Raw genomic sequence first — 24,226 nt, 5'->3', positions numbered from 1 at the left:
ATGACCGCGGACCGCCAGCCGCTGATCGAGTGCGAACACTGCGCGAGCATCTATCGCCGGCATCAGCTTGAACCTGGAGAGACCGCCAATTGCGCCCGCTGCGGCGCCACTCTGTGGCGTTACAGCGGGCTTACTTTGTCCAATTGGCTGGCGCTCGCCATTTCCGCCCTGATCGTGTTCGGGGTGGCCAATGCCTATCCCGTCGCTTCCATGTCCGTGCAGGGCATGGTGCAGCAGGCATCCTTGCTGGACGCTATTGCCATCACCTGGCGCCAGGACCATTGGGTCGTCGCCATCATGACCGGCATGGCCGGCTTTGCGCTGCCGATGCTGCAGCTGTCGGTGTTGCTGTGGGTGTTGGGGCCGCTGTCGCGCGGCCGGGAACCCCTGGGCTTTCGTACTGCGATGCGTTTGTTGGGCATTCTGCGGCCCTGGTGCATGGTTCCGGTGTTCCTCCTGGGCGTGCTGGTGGCGGTGGTGAAGCTGGCGGGCATGGCCGCCGTGACTCCGGGTATCGGGTTGGCGGCGTTCGGCATCCTGACCATCCTGTTGACGATGCTGGGGCGGCTGTCGCCGCATGTGCTGTGGCGCTACGCCGAGAGCGTGGGTGTGGTGCCGGTGCATATCCCCCAGGCTGCGCCGGACACGGTTCTGACCGGATGCCATGTCTGTGGCCAGGTGCAGGCGTTGCCCCGCGCGGCCGATCCGGAAGAGCACCACCACTGTGTGCGTTGCGACGCCCTGGTGCATTTCCGCAAGCCCGATCATCTGGCGCGCACCTGGGCGCTGTTGCTGGCGGCCGTGGTGTTCTACATCCCCGCCAACGTGCTACCAGTGATGCAGGTCAGGTCGGTGCTGGGGGACAGCGCCCACACCATTCTGGGCGGCGTGGTCGAACTCTGGGAAATGGGTTCCTGGGATATCGCGCTGATCGTCTTCATTGCCAGCGTGGCGGTGCCGTTGACCAAGCTGCTGGCGCTCATGCTGTTGCTGTTGACCGAACAATGGCGCAGCACCACCAACCTGCGTCCGCGCACGCGCCTGTATCAAATGGTCGAGTTCATCGGCCAATGGTCGATGCTGGATGTTTTTGTCGTTATATTGCTGGCGGCGTTGGCGGATTTCCAGGGTCTGATGGAAATCAGCGCCGGCGCGGGTGCGGCGGCGTTCGGGCTGACAGTGATCCTGACCATGTTGTCGGCCATGAGTTTCGACCTGCGCCGCAGTTGGGATCTGGAAGGACAAAGTGAAATAGAATCGCCGCCAGTGGGAGGCGGGCGCCAGCCGGCGTCTCTCGCCGGCAAGGAAATGGGCTAGGAAGCGCCGCGGCTTCCGTCCACGAACAAGGAAGAGTAGATGTCCGAGCAAGCACCCGGATCCGGTGAAGAGAAGTTTGCGTCACCCGCGATCTCGCGCAAGAAGAAGAGCCGGATTTCATGGATCTGGCTGGTGCCCATCGTGGCGGCCCTGATGGGCTTGTCGCTGGTCGTGCGAACCTGGATGCAGGCGGGGCCCGACATCTCCATTTCGTTCAATACCGCAGAAGGGCTGGAAGTCGGCAAGACCCAGCTGCGCTACAAGGACGTCAACATCGGCACCGTGAAGTCGATCGGCTTCAACGAAGACCGCACCAAGGTGGTGGTGCAGGCCGAACTGTCCAAGGATGTTTCCGATCTGGCGCGCGAAGGCACCAACTTCTGGGTGGTGCGCCCGCGTCTGGACGTGAGCGGCGTGTCCGGCCTGGGCACGCTGTTGTCGGGCGCCTATATCGGCGTGGACGCGGCCGAAGGCAAGGACGGTTCCAAGAAGGCCACCAAACTGCATTTCGAAGGGCTGGAAGTGCCGCCCGCGGTCACGCATGACCGCGCCGGCAAGCGCTTCAAGCTCAAGGCGTCCGACCTGGGTTCCCTGGATATCGGTTCTCCCGTGTACTTCCGCCGCATCAACGTGGGCCGCGTGATCGGCTACGCGCTGGATGAAACCGGCAAGGCCGTGAACGTCGAGGTGTTCGTGGACGCGCCCAACGACAAGTTCGTGACCCAGGGCACGCGCTTCTGGAATGCCAGCGGCGTCGACTTCAGCGTCAATGCGGACGGCCTCAAGGTGCGCACGCAATCGCTGGTGTCGATGGCGGTGGGCGGCGTGGCCTTCGAGCCGGTCATCAGCGCGCGCGATGCCGGCAAGCAGGCGCAGGCCGACGCGCAATTTGACCTGTACGCGACCGAGGCCGCAGCCAAGGCCAATCCGGACGGCGAGGCCTTCCCGATCCGCATGCGCTTTGACCAGTCGATCCGCGGCCTGACGGTGGGCGCGCCGATCGACTTCAGCGGCATCACGCTGGGCAACGTCACGCAGATCAACATGGACTTCGATCCGGTCGCCAAGCGTTTCTACTCGATGGTGGATGCAACCCTGTATCCGGAACGTCTGGGCCGCGTGTTCGACGAAGTGCGCGATCGCGCCACCAAGGACGGCGACGTTGCCGGCAACCGCTTGTTGGGCGGCATGATCAAGCACGGCCTGCGCGCGCAGCTGCGCACCGCCAACCTGCTGACCGGCCAGCTGTACGTGGCGCTGGACGACTTCCCGAACGCCAAGCCGGTTGAATTCAAACCCTCGGATCCGGCGCTGATCCCGACGGTGCCAGGCAACCTGGATCAGTTGCAGCAGCAGATCAGCAACATCGTCGCCAAGATCGAGAAGATTCCGTTCGACAAGATCGGCGAGGACCTGCGCACCACCTTGGCCAGCACCTCCAAGCTGATGAACCGCCTGGACAAGCAGGTCGCGCCTGAAGCGCAGAACATGCTCAAGCAGGCCAAGGAGTCCATGGCGCAGGTCAACGCGCTGCTGGCATCCGATGCTTCCTTGCCGGTCAATACGGAAAAGGCGATGCAGGAGCTGGGCCGCGCGGCCCGTTCGCTGCGCGCCCTGGCCGATTTCCTGCAAGCCAATCCCGAGGCCTTGTTGCGCGGCCGCGGCCCAGACCCGATCCCCGGCGCCGGTCCTGTCAGGAACTGAATCCCATGATGAATAGACGCCCGTCCCCCCACGCCCGCCAGGCGGCCCCGAGTTCCGAGCAGCCCCGATGCGCGGGCAGGCTGACGCCCCGTCTGCGCCCGGTCCTGTCCTTGCTGGCCTTGTCGGCGGCGCTGGCCGGCTGCGGGGCGTCCTCGCCCGTGCACTATCACACCTTGCAGTCGCCGGCGGCCCAGGCTCCGGGCGGTGCGGTGGCGCCGGCCAGCTTCCTGATCGAGGTGCAACCGGTCAATATCTCGACGCAGGCGGATCAGCCCCAGCTGATGGTGCGCACCGGCGAAGGCAGTCTGTCCGCGTTGTATTCCGAGCGTTGGAGCTCACCGCTGGGCGACGAGTTGCGGGGCGCGCTGTCGGACGCGCTGAAGCGGGAACTGGGCGCGCTGGATGTGCAACTGGTCAAGCCAGGCCCCGGCGCTGCGGTCTGGCGGGTGCAGACCGACGTACAGCGTTTCGAGCTGGAGCCGGGTCGCATGGCCCAGCTGGATGCGACCTGGCGCGTGCGGCCGGTCAACATGAAGGGTTCCGGCCTGCTGTGCCGCAGCGTGGTGACGGAACCGGTGGCGGAAGAGGGCGTGCCCGCCATGATCGCTGCCCAGCAGCGCGCAGTGGTCAGTCTGGCCGGCGCCATGGCCTCGGCCATACGGGGGCAGACCCCGGCGGGATCGGCCTCGGTGCAGATGCTGGGCTGCGCGGCGCTCAAGGATTGATAGCCCTGGGCCAAAATTCCGCCTGATCTCAAATGGTTAACCAAGGGTTAACCATAGTGCAAACCAAGTTGCAACCTGTCTAGCATACGGTCCTACCCATGCCGGGTCCCGTCGGGGCCCGGTACTACCTTTGCCATGCGACAGGAAGCAATCTCTTATGGCCAGCACGACCCTAGGCGTTAAAGTCGACGACGCGCTCCGCGACCGGCTGAAGGCCGCCGCGCAAAAGCTCAACTGCACGCCGCACTGGCTGCACAAGCAAGCGATCCTTTCCTACCTGGACAAGATCGAGCGCGGCCACCTGCCCGCCGAGATGTCGCACCTGGGCATGGACGCGGGCGGCGAGGACGAGGCGGGCGAAGGCCATTCCGCGCCGACGCCGCCGTTCTACGAATTCGGTCAGGACGTGCAGCCGCAGTCGGTGTTGCGCGCGGCCATTACCGCCGCCTACCGCCGCCCCGAGCCCGAGTGCGTGCCGCTGCTGCTGGGCCAGGCCCGCATGCCCAATCTGGAAAAGATCCACGCCATGGCCGCCGACCTGGTCCGGAAGCTGCGCGGCAAGCGCAGCGGCGGCGGGGTGGAAGGGCTGATCCAGGAGTTCTCGCTGTCCAGCCAGGAAGGCGTGGCGCTGATGTGCCTGGCCGAAGCGCTGCTGCGCATTCCCGACCGCGCCACGCGCGACGCGCTGATCCGCGACAAGGTGGCCCGCGGCGACTGGAAGTCGCACATGGGCGGCTCGCAATCCCTGTTCGTCAACGCCGCCACCTGGGGGCTGATGATCACCGGCAAGCTGGTGGCCGTGAGCAGCGAGCAGTCGCTGTCCAAGGCGCTGACCCGCCTGATCGGCAAGGGCGGCGAACCTTTGGTGCGCAAGGGCGTGAACATGGCCATGCGCATGATGGGCGAACAGTTCGTGTCGGGCCAGACCATTTCCGAAGCCCTGGCCAACAACCGCAAGATGGAAGCACGGGGCTTCCGCTATTCCTACGACATGCTGGGCGAGGCCGCGACCACGGCTGAGGACGCCGACCGCTATTACGCCTCGTACGAGCAGGCCATCCACGCCATCGGCAAGGCCGCGGCCGGCCGCGGCATCTATGAGGGACCGGGCATCTCGATCAAGCTGTCGGCGCTGCATCCGCGTTATTCGCGCGCCCAGCGCGAACGCGTCATGGCCGAGCTGCTGCCGCGCGTGAAGGCGCTGACCGTGCTGGCGCGCAGCTACGACATCGGCCTGAACATCGACGCCGAGGAAGCCGACCGGCTGGAAATTTCGCTGGATTTGCTGGAAGCGCTCTGTTTCGAGCCCGAGCTGGACGGCTGGAACGGCATCGGCTTCGTCATCCAGGCGTACCAGAAGCGGGCTCCCTTCGTGATCGACTACGTGATCGACCTGGCCCGCCGCAGCCGCCATCGCGTGATGGTGCGCCTGGTCAAGGGCGCGTACTGGGACAGCGAGATCAAGCGCGCCCAGGTCGACGGCCTGGAAGGCTATCCGGTCTATACCCGCAAGGTCTACACGGACGTGGCCTACCTGGCCTGCGCCCGCAAGCTGCTGGGCGCGCCGGAAGCGGTGTTCCCGCAGTTTGCCACGCACAATGCCTACACCCTGTCCGCGATCTACCAGCTGGCGGGCCAGAACTACTACCCGGGCCAGTACGAATTCCAATGCCTGCACGGCATGGGCGAGCCGCTGTACGACGAAGTCGTGGGCGCGCTGTCGCAGGGCAAGCTCAACCGTCCGTGCCGCATCTACGCGCCGGTCGGCACGCATGAGACGCTGCTGGCCTACCTGGTGCGCCGCCTGCTGGAAAACGGCGCCAACACCTCGTTCGTGAACCTGATCGGCGACGACAGCATTCCGGTCGAGCAACTGGTGGCCGACCCGGTGGAAGCCGCTGCGCGCATCACGCCGCTGGGCGCGCCGCACGAGAAGATTCCGCTGCCGCGTGAACTTTATGGCGACCCGCAGGAGGGCGCCCGCGCCAACTCGGCGGGCCTGGACCTGAGCAACGAACATCGGCTGGGTTCGCTGTCCGCGGCCCTGCTGGCCAGCGCCGCCATGCCGTGGCGCGCCGGCCCCATGCTGGGCGAGGGCGACGGCGCCTGGGACGCCTCGCGCGCCATGGAAGTCCGCAACCCCGCCAATCTGCGCGACGTGGTGGGCCACGTGGTCGAAGCGCAGGCAGACGAGGCCGAGGCCGCGCTGCGCGCCGCCGCCAATGCCGCTCCCATCTGGCAATCCACGCCGGTGGCCGAACGCGCGCAGTGCCTGCGCCGCGCCGCGCAACTGCTGGAAGAGCAGATGCAGACCCTGCTGGGCCTGATCGTGCGCGAAGCCGGCAAGTCGCTGCCCAACGCCATCGCCGAGGTGCGCGAGGCCGTGGACTTCCTGCGCTATTACGCGGACCAGGCCGAATCGGAATTCAGCAACGACACGCATCGTCCGTTGGGCACGGTGCTGTGCATCAGCCCCTGGAACTTCCCGCTGGCCATCTTCACCGGCCAGGTCGCGGCCGCGCTGGCCGCCGGCAACACGGTGGTGGCCAAGCCCGCCGAACAGACGCCGCTGATCGCCGCGCAAGCCGTGGCCATCCTGCGCGCTGCCGGCGTGCCTGCCGGCGCCGTACAGCTGCTGCCGGGCCGCGGCGAAACCGTGGGCGCGCAACTGGTCGCAAGCCCCGGCGTGCGCGGCGTGATGTTCACCGGCTCCACCGACGTGGCGCGCATCATCGCGCGCACGCTGGCGGATCGCCTGGATGACGCCGGCCACACCATTCCGCTGATCGCCGAGACGGGCGGCCAGAACGCCATGGTGGTGGATTCCTCGGCCCTGTCGGAACAGGTCGTGTTCGACGTGCTGACCTCCGCCTTCGACTCGGCGGGCCAGCGCTGTTCGGCGCTGCGCGTGCTGTGCGTGCAGGAAGACAATGCCGACCACGTGCTGACCATGCTGCGCGGCGCGATGCGCGAACTGAGCGTGGGCAACCCCGACCGCCTGTCGGTGGATGTGGGCCCGGTGATCGATACGGAAGCGCGCAACGGCATCCAGCGGCACATCGAAACGATGCGCACGGCGGGCCATCGCGTGGACCAGGTGGAACTCAACGGCGAATGCCGCCACGGCACCTTCGTGCCGCCGACCATCATCGAAATCGACAACGTCAGCGAGCTGACGCGCGAAGTGTTCGGGCCCGTGCTGCACGTGGTGCGCTACCAGCGCGACGAACTGGACGCCTTGCTGGATGCCATCAACGGCACCGGCTACGGCCTGACTTTCGGCGTGCATACCCGCATCGACGAGACCATCGCGCACGTGACCGGCCAGGTCCATGCGGGCAACGTCTACGTCAACCGCAATATCGTGGGCGCGGTGGTGGGCGTGCAGCCCTTCGGCGGCGAAGGCTTGTCCGGTACCGGCCCCAAGGCCGGCGGTCCGCTCTACATGTATCGCCTGCTGGGCACGCGTCCGGCGGGCCTGCCGCCGGCGCTGGACGCGGCGGCGGCGCTGCCGCAGCGCATTGCGCTGCCGGGGCCGACCGGCGAGACCAATACCTATGTGGTCGAGCCGCGCGGCGCCGTGTATTGCGTGGCCGCCACCGAGGCCGGGGCGCGGGCGCAGTGGTCCGTCGCCAAGCTGACAGGCAACCACGCCTGGTTCGCGGACACGCCCGCGGCGCAGGCGCTGCTGGCCTCGCTGGACGCCGGCCAGCAGGAACAGGCGGGCATCCTGGCCGACGGCGAGGTCGACCAGGCGGACTACCAGGCCGTGCTGTTCGAGGGCGATGGCGACGCGCTGCAGGCGCTGAACCAGCGCATCGCGCAGCGTCCGGGCGCCATCCTGTCGGTGCATGGACTGACCCCCGACGCGATCGCGGCGGGCGCCGGCTACGTGCCGGAGCGCCTGTTGGCGGAGCGCTCCGTCAGCGTCAATACGGCGGCGGCGGGCGGCAACGCCAGCCTCATGACCATAGGTTGAGCCTGGTATAGGACAACCCTTGGGTATCCAAGGGTTATCTCCAATATCGGCAGAGGTTGCACTGGCACGAAAATTCGGTCGCACCTCAAATCCGGAAGTCGCAACCCGGCTTCCGGATTTTGCAGAACATGCACACGCAAGCTTCCGCCATATCGGACTTGCTAGTAGTGAAAAACCAAAAGCCTGGTTAAAAGCTCAGGTATAACAAGGTCTTAAGTCCGACACTCGGAGGATACCCATGAAGTTCCGCACCACTTTGAAGCTTCTCGCCGCCAGCATTGCCGCCGCCGGCATGGCCGCCTCCGCGCAGGCTGCCGACGTCAAGTTCGGTTTTGCCGCGCCGCTCACCGGTCCGCAATCGCACTATGGCGAGGACATGCAGAACGGCCTGAACCTGGCCCTGGAAGAAGCCAACAAGAAGGGCATCAAGGTCGACGGCGAAACCGCCAAGTTCGTGCTGGTGTCGCGCGATGACCAGGCCGATCCGCGCGTCGGCGTGCAGGTTGCCCAGCAGCTGGTCGACCAGGACGTGGTCGGCATCCTGGGCCACTTCAACTCGGGTACGACCATCCCTGCTTCGCGCGTCTACCATGAAGCCGGTCTGCCCCAGATCGCCATGGCGACCTCGCCGGAGTACACCAAGCAAGGCTACGAAACCACCTTCCGCATGATGACCAGCGACACCCAGCAGGGCGCCGCGGTCGGCAAGTTCATGGTGGAAAGCCTGAAGGCCAAGAAGGTCGCCATCATCGACGACCGCACCGCCTACGGCCAGGGCCTGGCCGACGAGGTCGAGAAGGCGGTCAAGGCCGCTGGCGGCCAGGTCGTGCGCCGCGAGTACACCACCGACAAGGCCAACGACTTCACCGCCATCCTGACCAACATCAAGGGGTCGGCGCCCGACGCCATCTTCTACGGCGGCCTGGACGCGCAATCCGGTCCGATGAAGCGCCAACTGGCTACCCTGGGCCTGAAGGCGCCGCTGGTTTCGGGCGAAATGACGCGCAGCGACACCTTTATCAAGCTGGCCGGCGACGCCGCCGACGGCACCTACGCCTCGCTGGCCGGCGTGCCGCTGGACAAGATGGCCGCGGGCAAGGACTTCGAGCAGCGCTACCAGGCCCGCTTCAAGAAGGCCCCCGGCGTCTATGCTCCCTACGCCTATGACGGCGCCTGGAACATGATCGCCGCCATCGAGCAGGCCGGCTCGGCCAAGCCCGAGAAGTACCTGCCGGCCCTGGCCAAGCTGAACCGCAAGGGCGCCACCAGCGAGCACATTTCCTACGACGCCAAAGGCGACCTGAAGGAAATCTCGGTCACCATCTACGAAGTCAAGAACGGCAAGTGGGAGATGGTTGAGACGATGGTCAGCCAAGCCAACTAAGGCGGCTGGACCGGGGCGGGGAGGCGGCTGAGCGCCGCGTCCCGCCCGTATTGCAGCGTGCGCGCCGTCAGGCGCGTGCCACGCGCGGCGCCGTGGCAGGCCCGAGGGCCGTCACCGCAAGGTCCGCGCGATTTTTCCAGGCTTATTCAGCGGCCCCTATGGATATCTTCATTCAACAACTGATTAACGGCGTCACGCTAGGCAGCGTGTACGCCCTGGTCGCCCTGGGCTACACCATGGTGTACGGCATCATCGGGCTGATCAACTTCGCCCATGGCGACGTCGTCATGATCGGCGCGATGGCGGCGACCACCATCGCCATCTCGCTGGTGGGCGGCGATCCTTCCACGTCCGCCTTCGTGGTGCTGGGCGTCGGCCTGCTGGTGTCCGTGCCGCTGTGCATGGCCGTGGGCTGGACCGCCGAGCGCGTGGCCTACCGGCCGTTGCGGCGCGCGCCGCGCCTGGCTGCCCTGATCACAGCCATCGGCGTGTCCATCATCCTGCAGAACGTGGCGATGATGGGCTGGGGCCGCAACTACCTGAACTTCCCGCAGGTGCTGTCGCCGCAGGTATTCGAGATTGCTGGCGCGCGCATGAGCTCGCTGCAGATTGCCATCGTGGTGATCGCGGCGCTGATCATGGGCGGACTGCTGGCCGTGGTGCACAAGACCCGCCTGGGCACGGCGATGCGCGCCACCGCGCAGAACCGCGAAGTCGCGGGGCTGATGGGCGTGAACATCAACACGGTCATTTCGGCGGCGTTCCTGATCGGCTCGGCGCTGGCCGCGGTGGCCGGCATGATGGTCGCCACCTACTACGGCGTGTCGCAATACACCATGGGCTTCATGCTGGGCCTGAAGGCCTTCACGGCCGCGGTGCTGGGCGGCATCGGCAACCTGGTCGGCGCCATGGCGGGCGGCCTGTTGCTGGGCATCATCGAATCGCTGGGCGCCGGGTACATCGGGGACCTGACCGGGGGCTTCCTCGGCAGCCACTATCAGGACGTGTTCGCGTTCTTCGTGCTGGTGCTGGTGCTGATCTTCCGTCCGTCCGGCCTGCTGGGCGAGCGCGTGGGAGACCGGGCATGAACGCAACCCTGAAAAGCAGCGGGTTCTCCACCCGCAACCTGATCGGCATCGCGCTGATCGGCGTGGTGCTGGCGGTGCTGCCCTTCGTGATCGGCATGGCCGGGCAGAGCTGGGTCCGCATCCTGAACTTCGCGCTGTTGTACGTGATGCTGTCGCTGGGCCTGAACATCGTGGTGGGCTTCGCGGGCCTGCTGGACCTGGGCTACATCGCGTTCTACGCGGTGGGCGCCTACACCTGGGCGTTGCTGGCATCGCCGCATTTCGGCCTGCACCTGCCGTTCTGGGCGATCCTGCCGATCGCGCTGGCGGTGGCCTGCCTGTTCGGCGTGCTGCTGGGCGCGCCCACGCTCAAGCTTCGAGGGGACTATCTGGCCATCGTGACGCTGGGCTTCGGCGAGATCATCCGCATCTTCCTGAACAACCTGAACGCGCCGGTCAACATCACCAACGGACCGCAGGGCATCAACCGCATCGACACCTTCAAGGTCGGCGAGTTCGCCTTCGGCCGCACGGAAAGCCTGCTAGGCCTGCGCGTGACGGGACCCGAAAAGTATTACTACCTGCTGCTCGCGGTGACGCTGATCATCATCGTGGTCTGCGTGCGCCTGCAGAATTCGCGCATCGGCCGCGCCTGGGAAGCGATCCGCGAAGACGAGATCGCGGCCAAGGCCATGGGCATCAATACCCGCAACATCAAGCTGCTGGCGTTCGCGATGGGCGCGTCCTTCGGCGGCGTGGCGGGCGCCTTGTTCGCCTCGATGCAGGGCTTCGTCAGCCCCGAGAGCTTTTCGCTGATGGAATCCATCTCGATCCTGTGCATGGTGGTGCTGGGCGGCATGGGCCACATCCCGGGCGTGATCCTGGGCGCGTTGATCCTGGCCGCGCTGCCCGAGTTCCTGCGCGCGGTGGTCGAACCGGTGCAGCACATGCTGTTCGGCGCCGTGGTGCTGGACCCCGAGGGCATACGCATGCTGCTGTTCGGCCTGGCCATGGTGTGCGTGATGCTGTTCCGTCCGGCCGGCCTGTGGCCGTCGGCGGTGCGCAAGCGTGAACTTGCAACCAAGACCCAGGGAGGCGGAGCATGAGCAAACTGCTGCAAGCCCAGGGACTGGGCAAGCGCTTCGGCGGCCTGCAGGCGCTGTCGGACGTCAGCTTCGACATCGAGCAAGGCGAGATCTACGGCCTGATCGGCCCGAACGGCGCGGGCAAGACCACGCTGTTCAATGTGCTCACCGGCCTGTACATCCCGGAAGAGGGCAGCTGCACGTTCAACGGCGAGTCCATGTCCGGCAAGAAGCCGCATGAAGTCGCCTATGCGGGCCTGGCGCGCACCTTCCAGAACATCCGCCTGTTCGCCAACCTGAGCGCGATCGAGAACGTGATGATCGGCCGCCACATGCGCACCAAGTCGGGCGTATTGGGCGCCGTGTTGCGCACGCGCGGCACGCGGGCCGAAGAGGCCGCCACCGAAGCGCGGGCGCAGGAACTGCTGGACTACGTAGGCATCGGCCATCGCGCCAACGACGTGGCGCGTTCCTTGCCCTACGGCGACCAGCGGCGCCTGGAGATCGCGCGGGCGCTGGCCACCGATCCCAAGCTGCTGGCGCTGGACGAACCGGCGGCCGGCATGAACGCATCGGAAACCGTGGTGCTGCGCAAATTGGTCGAGAAGATCCGCGCCGACGGCATCACCGTGCTGCTGATCGAGCACGACATGAAGCTCGTCATGGGCCTGTGCGACCGCGTGCTGGTGCTCGAATACGGCAAGGTGCTGGCCATGGGCAAACCCGCCCAGGTGCAGCGCGATCCCAAGGTCATTGAAGCGTATCTGGGCGCAGGCGCCGCGCAGGATCCGCAGATTCATCAGGAGCGCCCGGCATGACGGCAGCATCCCAACCCCTACTGGAATTGCGGGGCCTGCAGGTTTCTTATGGCGGCATCCGCGCGGTGCGCGGCATCGACCTGCGCGTGGACCAGGGCGAACTGGTTTGCCTGATCGGCGCCAATGGCGCCGGCAAGAGCACGACGCTGCGCGCCATCTGCGGACTGGTGCCGCTGGCGGGCGGTGAAGTGGTCTACGGCGGCCAGTCCGTCGGCGGCCAGAAGTCGCATGAGCTGGTGCGCCGCGGTCTGGTGATGGTGCCGGAAGGGCGCGGCATCTTCGGCCAGCTCACGATCGAGGAAAACCTGGCGATGGGGGCCTATATCCGTCGCGATGCGGCCCAGATCCGCCAGGACACCGACCGCGTCTTCACGCTGTTCCCGCGCCTGGCGGAGCGCCGCAAGCAGGCGGCCGGCACGCTGTCCGGAGGCGAGCAGCAGATGGTGGCGATGGGCCGCGCGATGATCGCGCGCCCCAAGCTGCTGTTGCTGGACGAGCCTTCGATGGGCTTGGCGCCGCTGATGGTGGAGAAGGTCTTCGAGGTAGTGCGTACCATCGCCAGCGAAGGCGTCACCATCCTGCTGATCGAGCAGAATGCGCGCCTGGCGCTGGAAAACAGCCATCGCGGCTACGTGATGGAATCGGGCGAGATCATCCTGTCTGGTCCGGCCGGCGACATGCTGCACGATCCCAAGGTGCGGGCGGCCTATCTGGGCGAGTCCGAGTAGGGCGCGGCCGGGATCTTGGGGGCGGGCGCGGCAGGGCTTCGAGCTTGCCGACGCCAGGGTTCTTTAGCCGCCGAGGCTGCCCTGCGTCATTCCGATGCTCGCCCCGGCGGGGCTGCGCTTCGGATGACTCCGGGGTCCTCGGCTGGCAGTCGCTTAATGCGCTGGCTTTGGACCCCGTTCATGGGCAGACATCGTGAGACGGTGGCCGGGCGGAGGGATCCGAAGCGCAGCCCCACCGGGGCGAGCATCGGAATCCCGCAGTCCGGACGCCGGCGGCTCAAGAACTCAGCCTCATAAAACCGAAATGGCAGGGCTTCGAGCTTGCGGATGTCAGGGTTCTTTAGCCGCCGAGGCTGCCCTGCGCCATTCCGATGCTCGCCCCAATGGGGCTGCGCTTCGGATGGCTCCGGGCCGCCTCGGCTGGCAGTCGCCTAATGCGTTGGTTTCGGACCCGTTCGTAAGCAGATGCCGTGAGCCGGTGACCGGACGGAGGGATCCGAAGCGCAGCCCCACCGGGGCGAGCATCGGAATTCCGCAGTCCGGACGCCGGCGACTCAAGAACCCCAGCCGTACAAAACCGAACGTCAGCAATTCAGCCAAAAACGTCCTAAGCCGGCGCGCGTTCACGGTCCACGGCCGCGACCACGCCCGCATCGATCAGCGCTTCGATTTCCTTGGCGTCGTAGCCGAACTCTCCCAGAATCGCGATGCTGTCCTCGCCCAGCCGCGGCGCCGCGCGGTGGTATTGCGCGGGCGTGGCCGACAGCTTCACCGGCATGCCTACCGTGCGCACCGTGCCCGCGACCGGGTGCTCCTGTTCCACCACCATGCCGCGCGCCAGCGTCTGCGGATGCGATAGCGCCTGGGCGATGGAGTGCACAGGGCCCGCAGGCACGCCGGCCGTGTCGAATACGTCCAGCCACTCCTGCGCGCTGCGCGTCTTGAGGATGGCGGACATATCCTCTACCAGTTGATCGCGGTTCTGCATGCGGTCGCGATTGCGGGCGTAGCGGGCATCCTCGGCCCATTCCGGCTTGCCCAGCGCCTGGGTGATGCGCTGCCAGTTCTTCTCGTTGGCGCCGCCGATGATGATCCAGTCGGTCGAGGTGGGGAAGGCCTGGTAGGGCGCGCTCAGCACGTGCGCCGAACCCGTGGGGCCGGGGGACACGCCGCTGCCGAAGTAGATGGCGGCGTGCCAGTACAGCTGCTGCAGGCTGGCTTCCAGCAATGACGTTTCCACGATCTGGCCTTCGCCCGTGCGCTGCTTGTGCTGGTAGGCCGCCAGCACGCCGAAAGCCGCCAGCAAGCCGGCGTTGATGTCCGCGACGGAGTTGCCGGTGCGCAGCGGCGGCCCGCCAGGTTCCCCGGTGATCGCCATCAGGCCGGAGAAGCCCTGCGCCACCAGGTCGAAGCCGCCCTTGTCGGCATAGGGGCCGGTGGTGCCATAGCCCGACACCGCGCAATAGATCAGGCCCGGGTTTTCCTGGCGCAGCCGGTCGTAGCCCAGGCCCAGCTTTTCCATCGTGCCCTTGCGGAAGTTCTCGGTCACCACGTCGGCGTCGCGGATCATGCGCAGCAGGACCTTCTTGCCCTCCGGATGCTTCAAGTCCAGCGCGATGGCGCGCTTGTTGCGGTTGAGCATGAGATAAGGCGCCGAGATGCCGTTGATCTGCGGGTCCCGGTACTGGCGCGAATCGTCGCCGCCGTCGATCTTCTCGACCTTGATGACGTCGGCGCCCATGTCGGCCAGCATCATGCCGCAGGTCGGGCCGGCCATGATCTGCGACAGCTCGATCACGCGCATGCCGGAAAGGGCGCCGGCGGGGCGCTGGGTATCGTTATGCATGAGTCCTCCTTGCATGGGGTTCAGCGGGCGTTGAATTGCGGCTTGGCCTTGGCCAGGAAGGCCTGGTAGCCCGTGCGGAAATCCTCGGTGTCGAAGCAGTCGAAGGCTTCGTCGCGGTCGGCGTCGGTCAGGGCTTTGCCCTGCACCAGATTGCGGATGAACTTCTTGTGCCAGCGCGCGACCAGCGGCGCGCCGTCGGCGATGCGGCGGGCGGCGGCCTGGGCTTCGGAGGCGACCTGATCGTCGGGCGCCACGCGCGTGACCACGCCCAGGCGCAGCGCTTCCTGCGCGTCGAAGATGGTGCCTTCCAGCAGCACCTGCAGCGCGGCGGTCGGGCCCACCAGGCGCACCAGCGGCGCCAGTTCCGAGTACGACATCACCAGCCCCAGGTTCTTGATGGGCACGCCGAAGCGCGAACTCTGGCCGCAGATGCGGATGTCGGCCAGGCTGGCGATCTCCAGCCCGCCGCCCACGCAGATGCCGTGTATCTGCGCTACCACCGGATGGCGGCAGTTGCCGATGGCTTCTATGGTCCGGCGCATCACGGCGCCGTACTCGATGGCCTGGCGCTTGTTGCTGCGCGCGGTCTCGAATTCGCTGATGTCATTGCCCGGGGAGAAGGCCTTTTCGCCCGCGCCGCGCAGCAGCACGCAGCGCACGCTGTCGTCGGCGTCCAGCTCCAGGAAGGCGTCGCCCAGCAGCCGCCAGCTGTCTATGGTGAAGGCGTTGAGCTTTTCCGGGCGGTTCAGCACCACGGTCGCGATGTCGCCGTCGCGCTGGCACAGGATGGGGGAGGTGTCGGAAGTGGGGGTAGCGCTCATGGTGTTCCTTTGCGTGGGCGGGGGCGCACCCCCCGCCGGGTTGCTGCCGGCTTACTGCTTGGTGAGGCCCAGGCTGGCGGTGAGCTTGCCGTACTTGCTCCATTCGTCCTGGACGTAGCTGGCGAAGGCCGCGGGGGTGGCCGGACCGCCGCCCAGTTCCATGCCCTGGTCGGCCAGCTTGGCCTTGATCTCGGGATCGGCCAGCGTCTGGCTGAGCGCTTGGTCGAGCTTGTCCAGCACCGGCTTGGGCAGCTTGGCCGGGGCCAGCACCGCATACCACTGCACGATGTCCAGACCCTTGATGCCGGACTCGGCCAGCGTCGGCACGTCGGGCAGGCGCTTGCTGCGTTCGGTGCTGGTCACAGCCAGCGGCCGCAACTTGCCGGCCTGGATCTGGTTGATGGCGCCGGGCAGGGTGTCGAAGTTCATGTCCACGCTGCCGCCCAGCAGGTCGGTCATGGCCTGGCCGCTGCCCTTGTACGGCACGTGCTCCATGCTGACGCCCGCGATCTGAGAGAAGCGCGCGGCGCTCAGGTGTTGCGGGCTGCCCATGCCGGAGGAGGCGTAGGTCAGCTGCTTGGGTTTGGCGCGGGCGTCGTCCACCAGGTTCTGCACGCTGGCGTAGCTGTGCTTGGCCGGATTGACCACCAGCACGTTGGGCACCGACCCGATGTAGCGCACCGGCGTGAAGTCCTTGATCGGGTCGACGCTGGACTGCACCACATAGGGCGCGGCGACGGTGGACTGCATATTGGCCAGCAGCAGCGTGTAGCCGTCCGGATCGGCCTTGGCCACGAAGTCGGCCGCGATCAGGCCGGAAGCGCCGGGCTTGTTCTCGACCACGACCTGCTGGCCCAGCAGCGCCGACAGGCGCGCGGACAGGATGCGCGCCGATACGTCGGTGCCGCCGCCGGGCACGAAACCGACGATCAGGCGTACCGGCCGTTCCGGCCATTTGGATGCGTCCTGCGCCAGGGCGGGACTGGCGGCGGCCAGGCCGGCGGTCAACGCCAGGGCGCCGGCCCAGGCGCGAGCGTGCTTGTGCATGTGGGTCTCCTTTGGTGGTTGTCAGCCTGCCCGCGTGTTGCTTGATCTATGATGGGGTCAGGTTGGTATGCCTTTGGTGTTTGGTATACCAGATACAAAAATAGTCGAAATAGCGAGTGGCAACAACTCATGGCTAACCCTGAAGTTATGGACCAGTCCGTCCCCGATTTGGCCATTCATCACCCCACGCTGCCGGCCGTGGTGGCGGAAAAATTGCGGCAGCTCATCATCGACGGCACCTTCAAGCCGGGCACCTGGCTGAACGAGCGGGACCTGTGCGACCAGTTGAAGATTTCACGCACGCCGCTGCGCGAGGCCTATCGCATGCTGGCTTCCGACGGCCTGGTGACTCTGCAGCCCAAGCGCGGCGCGATGGTGATCGAGTTGTCGGCCGACGATGTCGAGAACATCTTCGATGTGCTGTCGGTGCTGGAGGGGCTGGCGGTGCGCAGTGCCGCCGAACGCGCCACGGACGCGGAACTGGCGCATATCGCACAATTGCACGCGCAGATGCTGCAAGGGTATGAACAGCGCGACATCCGCGCGTATTTCGCGGCCAGCATGGGCACGCATATCGCCATCAACCGGGCGGCCCACAACCCGGCGCTGACGCATTCGTATGACCGCTTGAACCTGCAGGTGCAGGCGTTGCGCTACAAGTCGAACTTCGATATCGACGAATGGACGGCGGCGGTGGCCGACCACGAGGCCTTCGTGCAGGCGCTGATGCAGCGCGACGGCGAGCTTGCGGAGTCGCTCATCCGCAGGCATGTGGGCAGCAAGAAGACCTACAACCTGCGCGGGCGCGGGGCCCAAGGCTTGAAGTGACCTGTCATCGCGCGGACGGCGCGGGCCCAGGGCTCGGCCGCCCGCCCGCTGGCGCGTTCAGGCCGGCTGCGCCACCACGCGCTTCCTGCCTATCATCAGCGCAATGACGGCGGCGATCAGGCCCGTCATGCCGGAGATGACGAAGGCCATCAGATAGCTGCCCTGGGCTTCGCGCACGGCGCCCGCCATCCAGGCGGCGCTGGCGGCGCCCAGTTGGTGGCCGGCGACGATCCAGCCGAACACGATGGACGCGTCGCGCTCGCCGAAGGCTTCGGTCGTCAGGCGCAGCGTGGGCGGCACCGTGGCGATCCAGTCCAGGCCGAAGAAGATGGCGAAGATCGACAGGCTGTAGAACGAGAAGTCGGAATAGGGCAGGTAGATCAGCGACAGTCCGCGCAGGCCGTAGTAGACGAACAGCAGCTTGCGTGGGTCGTAGCGGTCGGTGAGCCAGCCGGACGCCGTGGTGCCGATCAGGTCGAAGATGCCCATCAACGCCAGGAGGCCCGCGGCCTGCACCTCGGGCATGCCGTGGTCGCCGCAAAGCGCGATCAGGTGCGTGCCGACCAGGCCGTTGGTGGTGAATCCGCACACGAAGAAGGTCGCGAACAGGAACCAGAAGGTGCGGGTGCGCGAGGCCCGCGCCAGTGCGCCGAAGGTGGCGGCCAGCATGCCGGTGCGCGGCGCGGCGGGCGCGGGCGGCGCATGCGGATCGCTGCCGAAGGGGACCAGCCCGACGCTGGCAGGGCGGTCCGGCACCAGCCACCAGGCCAGCGGCACCAGGGCCGCCGCCGCCGCCGCCACGGTCCACACCACGCGCGTCCAGTCGCCCGACGAGGCCAGCGCGGCCAGCACCGGCAGGAACACCAGCGTGCCGGTGGCGGAACTGGCGGTCAGCAGGCCCATCATCACGCCGCGGTGCTTGGTGAACCAGCGGTTGACAACGGTGGCGCCCAGCACCACGGCGACCGCGCCGGACCCCAGGCCCGAGAACACCCCCCAGGTCAGCAGCAGATGCCAGGACTGGGTCATGAAGGCGCTGGCTGCGCTGGACGCAGCCATCAGCATCAGCGCGCCGATCAGCACGCGCCGCAAGCCAAAGCGCTCCATCGCGGCGGCCGCGAACGGTCCCACCATGCCATACAGGAAGATGCCGACCGCGGCGGCCAGCGAGATGGTGCTGCGGCTCCAGCCAAAGGTTTCTTCCAGAGGCACCAGCAACACGCTGGGCGAGGAACGCAGGCCGGCGGATACCAGCAGGGACAGGAAAATCACCGCGACGACGACAAAAGCGTACTTCTGGCCGGCGCGCCGGAAAGGGACGGGAGGGTGGGCTATACTCATGTTACTGACCGGTACGTATTGGGGTTTGCGAATAGTACGTACCGGTCAGTAACATCGTCAAGCGATTTTTAGTCGATCCGTCATCCGGAAAGGAGCCCATCCATGGCCAGTAAAACCTCGAGCGCCGATCGGCCCGCATCCAAGCCGCCGCTGGCGGCCGAGCGCATCCGCAAGACCGCGCGCGAAATGTTCTACCGGGACGGCATCCGGGCGGTGGGCGTGGACGCCATCGTCAGCGAAGCGGGCGTGACCAAACCCAGCCTGTACCGCAGCTTTTCGTCCAAGGACGAACTGGCGGCGGCCTATCTGCGCGACTATGACGCTGAATTCTGGGCGCGTTTCGACGCGGCCTGCGCGGCGCATCCGGGCGATCCCCGGGCCCAGATCCTGGCCTACCTGACCGGCCTGGGCGTGCGCGCGGTGCAGAGCGGCTACCGGGGCTGCGGACTGACGAACGCGGCGGTGGAATACCCCGAGGCCGGTCATCCCGCCCGCGCCGTGGCGGTGGAACACAAGGCCGAGCTGCGGCGGCGCCTGGCCGCCATGGCGGCGGAAATGGGGGCGGCCGATCCCGACGCGCTGGGCGATGGCCTGTTGCTGTTGTTCGAAGGGGCCTTCGTCTCCAGCCAGCTATTTGGCGAAGGCGGGCCAGCCGGCCGGGTCGCGCAGATGGCGGACATGCTGATCCAGGCGCATCTCGCACAGCCCTGACGGGCGTCTTCGGAAGGGGCAGCACAAGAAAGGTGCAGGCAGCAGTGCACATGTGCACCATTTTTGGTGTTTGTACCCATTGCGCAACGCACAAAAAAATGGTTAAGAAATTTATTGCGGCGCAGCAAGCACAGGTCTAAGATGGACTCGTGTTGTTCCACATCGCTTTCTCAAGGAGAGAACCATGAGCGATACCGCGCTGAAGAATGCCCGCATGTCGGATGAGCTGGAACGTACCCTGATCCATGACGCGATCATCGCGGAAAGCCTGTCCGGCCACGCTTCCGGCTCGCGCTGGCTGCGCCTGAAAGTGCGCCTGGCCGCCTTCGGCGGCGCCGTGGGCGAGGTGTTGCACGACATGGACGCCGGCCGCCGCCAGCACCCCGTGGTCTCCGCCTACCACTGAGCCCGACAGCGGGTACGAGAAAAACGCCAGCATCGCTGGCGTTTTTTTATGCCTGCCGATCCCCGGGGTTCAGACCAGCATGTCCGCCACCAGATAGCCATCCAGCAGCAGGATGCCGACCGTGGCCGCAACCGCGGCCCAGCCCCAGGCGCCGCGCAACACGTACTTGCCCATCAGGCTCTTGCGGCAAGCCAGCAGCACCAGCGGCCCCAGCGCGAAGGGCAGGGCCAGGCTCAGGATGACCTGGCTCAGCACCAGCAGGCCGTCCGGATCCTGGCCGCCGGTGAAGGCCAGCAGGCCGACCGCCGCGGCGCCCGCCACCAGCCGCGTCGCCAGCGCGCGGCGGCGGTCCGACCAGCCGCTGCCCACCTGGAAGCCCTGGGACAGGATGCGTCCGGCCAGCACGCCGGTGATGGTGGAGCTTTGGCCCGCGGCATACAGCGCCACGGCGAACACGATGGCCGCGCCGATGCCCAGGGTCTGGCCGATCACGGCATGCGCGTCGTCCAGGCTGGACACGATGATGCCCGAGCCCGACAGCGAGGCGGCGGCGACGATCATGATGGCGGCGTTGATCAGCATGGCCAGGCCCAGCGACACGACGGTGTCGTTGCGCGCCACGCGCATGGCCAGGTCGCGGGCGCTGGGCGGCAATTGCTGCGCACGCTGCGCGAGCGATCCGGAATGCAGGTACAGGTTGTGCGGCATCAGGGTCGCGCCAAGTATCCCCAGCGCGATCAGGAAGCCCTGCGGGTCGCGCAGCGCGCGGCCGGTCTGCGTGACGCCGTGCGCCACTTCCGTCCAGGCCGGGTTGGCCTTGAACAGCAGGAACACGAAGGACATGGCGACCACCGACAGCAGCAGGGCAATGAAGCGCTCGTGCTTGTCGGCGTTGCCGCGCGTCAGCGCCAGCACGGCAAACGTGCCGACGCCGGTCACCGCAACGCCCGCGATCAGCGGCAGCCCGAAGAGCAGGCGCAGCGCGATTGCGCCGCCGATGAGTTCGGCCAGGGCAGTCGCCAGGATCGCCGCCTCGCCGGCCAGCCAGGCGGCCTTGGCCAGGCGCGGCGACAGGTGGCGGGCCGTCAGCGTGGCCAGGTCCTGCCCCGTTGCCAGCGCCAGGCGCGACACCAGGATCTGGAAGCCCAGCGCCAGCAGCGCCGAGGTGATGACGACCAGCAGCAACCCGTAGCCGAAGCCGCTGCCGCCCGCGATGTCGGTGGCCCAGTTGCCCGGATCGATATAGCCCACGGCCACCAGGATGCCAGGGCCGGCGATGCGGCGCAGGCCCGCCGATACTTGGACGTCCTGCGCCAGCGCGGTCCTGCCGCCGGATATCGCGTAGATGAATTGGCCCATGCTCGCTCCTGAGAATGATTCTCATCATCCTCTTGGGGGACGGCATCGTCAAATTGATTTTGGGCAAGCAGGGGATAGGGCGGCCCAATGGCGCCATCCTTCTCGGACGGGCCATGGGCTGCACCGGGGATCAGGACTTGAGCTTGGCGTCCATGGAGATCTTGGCGTTCAGCACCTTGGACACGGGGCATCCTTTTTCCGCCTTGCGGGCCGCGTCCTCGAAGGCCTGGGCGCTGGCGCCGGGAATGACGGCTTCCACCGTCAGATGGACAGCGGTGATGGCAAAGCCGTCATCCACCTTGTCCAGCGTGACTTCGGCCTTGGTGTCCAGGCTTTGCGCGACCATGCCTGCTTCGGACAGGATGTTGGACAGGGCCATGGTGAAGCAGCCGGCGTGAGCCGCGCCCAGCAATTCCTCGGGATTGGTGCCCGGGGTGTCGCCGAAGCGGGTGTTGAAGCCGTAGGCCTGTTCCTTGAGCGCGCCGCTCTGCGTGGAGATCGTGCCCTTGCCGGTCTTCAGGTCGCCCGACCAGTGGGCGGTTGCGGTTTTCTTCATGCGTGACTCCTGTAGAAGGACCGCGCCCGTCGCGCGCGCGGCCGGTGTGGGAGGGCGCGGGCCGCCCGCTGGGGGCGGGGCGCGCTGCCTGGAATGGCATGAACGATGATAAGGCGGCTGCGGGCGCCAGGCGCGGAAAGCGTCTGCGCGCAACGGCAAGCCTATGTAACCGCAGACCGGCTTTCTTGATGCGCGTCGCAAGGCGGCACGCGGCCATCAGGCAAAATACAGGCATCTGCTCACACCTCGCCGAGAACTGCTGTCATGTCTTACAAGCTCGTCCGCTACGCCTGCGCCATTGCGCTGGCCGTCCCCGCCTTGTCCGCCCAGGCTGAAATCGTCATCGGCGTGGACGTGTCCACCACCGGTCCGGCCGCGGCCATCGGCATCCAGACCAATAACGCGATCCGCTTGTGGCCGGCCACGCTGGGCGGCGAGCCGGCCCGCTACGTGGTGCTGGACGACGGTACCGACGTCAGCCGCGCGGTGAAGAACATGCGCAAGCTGACCTCGGAAGACAAGGTCGACGCCATCGTCGGCCCCAACACCACGGCCGCCGCGCTGGCCGGCCTGGACGTGCTGGCCGAAACCGGCACGCCCATGATTGCGCTGGCCGCCTCCAGCGTCATCGTCGAGCCGCTGTCCGATCCGAAGCGCGCCTGGGCCTTCAAGATGCCGCAGAACGATTCGTTGATGGCCACCGCGCTGGTCGCGGACATGAAGAAGAAGGGTCTGAAGAACGTGGCTTTCATCGGCTTCGCGGACTCCTACGGCGACAGCTGGTGGAAGGAGTTCACCGCCGCTGCCGGGACCGACCTGAAGATCGTGGCGCAGGAGCGCTTCCAGCGCACCGACGCGTCGGTGGTCGGACAGGTGCTGAAGGTCATCGCCGCCAAGCCGGACGCCGTGCTGATCGCCGGCGCCGGCACCCCGTCTGCCTTGCCGCAGAAGACGCTGCTGGAACGCGGCTACACCGGCGCCATCTACCAGACGCACGGCATAGGCACGCTGGAATTCCTGCAGGTCGGCGGCGCGGACGTGGAGGGAACCCTGTTCCCCACCGGCCCTGGCGTGGTGGCGCGCGAGCTGCCCGACGACAACCCGGTCAAGAGGGTGGCGGTGGCCTTTGCCGACAAGTACGAAGCGCGCTACGGCGCCAACACGCTGACCCAGTTCGCGGGCGACGCCTATGGCGCCTGGATGCTGCTGGACTCGGCGGTGGCGCGGGCGCTCAAGACCGGGGCCAAGCCCGGCACGCCGGAATTCCGCGCGGCGCTGCGGGATGCCCTGGAAAACACGCGCGACCTGGTCGTGCCCAATGGCGTGCTCAACATCACCAAGGACAACCACCAGGGTTTCGACGAGCGCGCCCGCGTCATGGGCATCGTCCGGAACGGCCGTTTTTCCTACGCGGAATAAGTGGGGACATATAAGTCTACGATTCGTAACTTGTCCTGACGCCCATAGGGCGGCGAAGCAAAAAGCAGGCTGCGGCCTGCTTTTTTTCGGGCATATGATTCGTGTCGAAATCATTTAATAGCGTATTATTTTTAGTGAATCCATATACCTCGAAATAAATACAGGAGAAACTGCCATGAGCCTGATCCGATCCAGACGTATGCTGGCCGCCTTGAGCCTGGGGGTGCTGGCGGCATGTTCCGACTCGGGATCCGACAAGGCTGCTCCGGCAGCTAACGCGCCCGCCGCGGCGTCCACCCTGGAAGCCGCCAAGGCCGCCGGCAAGATACGCATCGGCTACGCCAACGAAGCGCCGTTCGCCTTCATGGACAGCAAGGAAGCCAAGGTCACGGGCGAATCCGTGGAGATCGCCCGGGTGGTGCTCAAACGCATGGGCATCAACGAAGTGGAGGGCGTCCTGACCGAGTTCGGCTCGCTCATTCCGGGCCTGCAGGCCAAGCGCTTCGACATCATCGCCGCGGGCATGTACGTCACGCCCGAACGCTGCCAGCAGGTGGCGTTCTCGGACCCCACTTATGGGGTGGGCCAGTCCTTCCTGGTCAAGCAAGGCAATCCCAAGAATCTGCACAGCTATGAAGACGTGATGAAGAATCCCGACGCCAAGCTCGGCGTGGTGGTCGGCGCGATCGAAGCGGAGTACGCCTCCAAGATCAAGGTGCCGCCCGCCCAGGTGGTGGTGTTCCCGGATGCGGTCAGCGCGCTGTCCGGCGTGCAGGCGGGCCGCGCCGACGCCTATGCGGCCACGGCGCTCACGGTCAACGACCTGATGGGCAAGACCAGCGCGGCCAGCGGCCTGGAGAAGGCCGATCCGTTCAAGGATCCCGTCATCGACGGCAAGGACGTGCGCGGCTACGGCGCCTATGCCTTCCGCAGCGACGACAAGGCCTTTGCCGACGCCTTCAACGCTGAGCTGGCAAAGTTCATCGGCACCGAAGAACACCAGAAACTCGTGGCGCCTTTTGGCTTCACAGCAGAGGAACTGCCCAAGGGGGTCACGGCCGCCAAGCTGTGCGCCGGCCAGTAAG

20 protein-coding genes are annotated in these 24,226 nt (G+C 66.7%); 14 read left to right on the top strand and 6 right to left on the bottom strand.

The features are described from left to right. The 9 genes from IB268_RS24095 to IB268_RS24055 all read left to right on the top strand — a co-directional run bounded on the left by IB268_RS24095 (position 1) and on the right by IB268_RS24055 (position 12,807). Entirely contained in the window at positions 1–1,317 is a 1,317-nt protein-coding gene (locus tag IB268_RS24095) for a paraquat-inducible protein A (protein WP_054452361.1), read from the top strand. Positions 1,318–1,356: 39 nt separating this feature from the next. Beyond that, positions 1,357–3,021, top strand: a complete 1,665-nt coding sequence (locus IB268_RS24090) for an intermembrane transport protein PqiB (RefSeq protein WP_119449314.1) — start codon at positions 1,357–1,359, stop codon at positions 3,019–3,021. 8 nt (positions 3,022–3,029) lie between these two features. Continuing rightward, on the top strand, positions 3,030–3,746 hold the full coding sequence (locus tag IB268_RS24085) for a membrane integrity-associated transporter subunit PqiC (protein ID WP_225591480.1): 717 nt from the start codon (positions 3,030–3,032) through the stop codon (positions 3,744–3,746). Between the two features lie 157 nt (positions 3,747–3,903). Then, positions 3,904–7,725 (top strand): trifunctional transcriptional regulator/proline dehydrogenase/L-glutamate gamma-semialdehyde dehydrogenase, encoded by a 3,822-nt coding sequence (putA, locus tag IB268_RS24080; protein ID WP_192354912.1) that lies wholly within the window; start codon positions 3,904–3,906, stop codon positions 7,723–7,725. Positions 7,726–7,963: 238 nt separating this feature from the next. After that, entirely contained in the window at positions 7,964–9,109 is a 1,146-nt protein-coding gene (locus tag IB268_RS24075) for a branched-chain amino acid ABC transporter substrate-binding protein (RefSeq protein WP_013394755.1), read from the top strand. Between the two features lie 158 nt (positions 9,110–9,267). Then, on the top strand, positions 9,268–10,197 hold the full coding sequence (locus IB268_RS24070; RefSeq protein WP_013394754.1) for a branched-chain amino acid ABC transporter permease: 930 nt from the start codon (positions 9,268–9,270) through the stop codon (positions 10,195–10,197). Next, positions 10,194–11,282, top strand: coding sequence for an ABC transporter ATP-binding protein (locus IB268_RS24065; protein ID WP_054452355.1), 1,089 nt, complete (start codon positions 10,194–10,196; stop codon positions 11,280–11,282). The genes IB268_RS24070 and IB268_RS24065 overlap by 4 nt, the downstream gene beginning before the upstream one ends. Then, positions 11,279–12,079 carry an ABC transporter ATP-binding protein gene (locus tag IB268_RS24060; RefSeq protein WP_054452353.1) on the top strand — a complete coding sequence of 267 codons (801 nt, stop codon included), beginning with the start codon at positions 11,279–11,281 and terminating at the stop codon, positions 12,077–12,079. The genes IB268_RS24065 and IB268_RS24060 overlap by 4 nt, the downstream gene beginning before the upstream one ends. Beyond that, complete coding sequence (locus IB268_RS24055) at positions 12,076–12,807, top strand: ABC transporter ATP-binding protein (RefSeq protein ID WP_054452351.1); 732 nt, start codon at positions 12,076–12,078, stop codon at positions 12,805–12,807. Before IB268_RS24060 ends, IB268_RS24055 begins: the two co-directional genes overlap by 4 nt. Positions 12,808–13,414: 607 nt before the next feature. On the opposite strand, the gene IB268_RS24050 is transcribed toward IB268_RS24055, so the two are convergent. Genes IB268_RS24050 through IB268_RS24040 form a run of 3 tightly spaced genes read right to left on the bottom strand, consistent with a single transcriptional unit; the run spans position 13,415 to position 16,521 of the window. After that, a complete protein-coding gene (locus IB268_RS24050) occupies positions 13,415–14,653 on the bottom strand; it encodes a CaiB/BaiF CoA-transferase family protein (RefSeq protein WP_192354911.1) in 1,239 nt (412 codons plus the stop codon). Positions 14,654–14,673: 20 nt separating this feature from the next. Further along, positions 14,674–15,474, bottom strand: a complete 801-nt coding sequence (locus tag IB268_RS24045) for an enoyl-CoA hydratase/isomerase family protein (protein WP_125470024.1) — start codon at positions 15,472–15,474, stop codon at positions 14,674–14,676. Between the two features lie 51 nt (positions 15,475–15,525). Further along, entirely contained in the window at positions 15,526–16,521 is a 996-nt protein-coding gene (locus IB268_RS24040) for a tripartite tricarboxylate transporter substrate binding protein (protein WP_054455963.1), read from the bottom strand. A gap of 129 nt (positions 16,522–16,650) precedes the next feature. On the opposite strand from IB268_RS24040, the gene IB268_RS24035 reads away from it, so the two are divergent. Next, positions 16,651–17,349, top strand: coding sequence for a GntR family transcriptional regulator (locus IB268_RS24035; protein ID WP_225588757.1), 699 nt, complete (start codon positions 16,651–16,653; stop codon positions 17,347–17,349). A gap of 57 nt (positions 17,350–17,406) precedes the next feature. Here IB268_RS24035 and IB268_RS24030 read toward each other — a convergent pair whose 3' ends face one another. Continuing rightward, on the bottom strand, positions 17,407–18,690 hold the full coding sequence (locus IB268_RS24030) for an MFS transporter (RefSeq protein ID WP_054455968.1): 1,284 nt from the start codon (positions 18,688–18,690) through the stop codon (positions 17,407–17,409). A gap of 102 nt (positions 18,691–18,792) precedes the next feature. Here IB268_RS24030 and IB268_RS24025 point away from each other — a divergent pair, with 102 nt between their 5' ends. Both IB268_RS24025 and IB268_RS24020 read left to right on the top strand, forming a co-directional pair. Continuing rightward, positions 18,793–19,401, top strand: coding sequence for a TetR/AcrR family transcriptional regulator (locus tag IB268_RS24025; protein WP_054455971.1), 609 nt, complete (start codon positions 18,793–18,795; stop codon positions 19,399–19,401). Positions 19,402–19,585: 184 nt separating this feature from the next. Continuing rightward, positions 19,586–19,807 carry a hypothetical protein gene (locus IB268_RS24020; RefSeq protein ID WP_054455972.1) on the top strand — a complete coding sequence of 74 codons (222 nt, stop codon included), beginning with the start codon at positions 19,586–19,588 and terminating at the stop codon, positions 19,805–19,807. Positions 19,808–19,876: 69 nt separating this feature from the next. Here the strand turns inward: IB268_RS24020 and IB268_RS24015 are convergent, their stop codons facing one another. Both IB268_RS24015 and IB268_RS24010 read right to left on the bottom strand, forming a co-directional pair. Then, positions 19,877–21,166, bottom strand: coding sequence for an Nramp family divalent metal transporter (locus tag IB268_RS24015; RefSeq protein WP_192354910.1), 1,290 nt, complete (start codon positions 21,164–21,166; stop codon positions 19,877–19,879). 130 nt (positions 21,167–21,296) lie between these two features. After that, positions 21,297–21,722, bottom strand: coding sequence for an OsmC family protein (locus IB268_RS24010; RefSeq protein ID WP_054455974.1), 426 nt, complete (start codon positions 21,720–21,722; stop codon positions 21,297–21,299). A gap of 264 nt (positions 21,723–21,986) precedes the next feature. Between IB268_RS24010 and IB268_RS24005 the strand changes: the two genes are divergently transcribed. Continuing rightward, on the top strand, positions 21,987–23,141 hold the full coding sequence (locus IB268_RS24005) for an ABC transporter substrate-binding protein (protein WP_192354909.1): 1,155 nt from the start codon (positions 21,987–21,989) through the stop codon (positions 23,139–23,141). A 175-nt stretch (positions 23,142–23,316) separates the two neighbouring features. Then, complete coding sequence (ehuB, locus tag IB268_RS24000) at positions 23,317–24,225, top strand: ectoine/hydroxyectoine ABC transporter substrate-binding protein EhuB (protein WP_156337399.1); 909 nt, start codon at positions 23,317–23,319, stop codon at positions 24,223–24,225. Position 24,226: the final 1 nt, after the last annotated feature.

This window comes from Achromobacter sp. ACM01, assembly GCF_014851745.1.
GTDB classification, from domain to species: Bacteria; Pseudomonadota; Gammaproteobacteria; order Burkholderiales; family Burkholderiaceae_B; genus Achromobacter; species Achromobacter aegrifaciens.
This window is presented reverse-complemented; position numbering and strand designations above follow the sequence as displayed.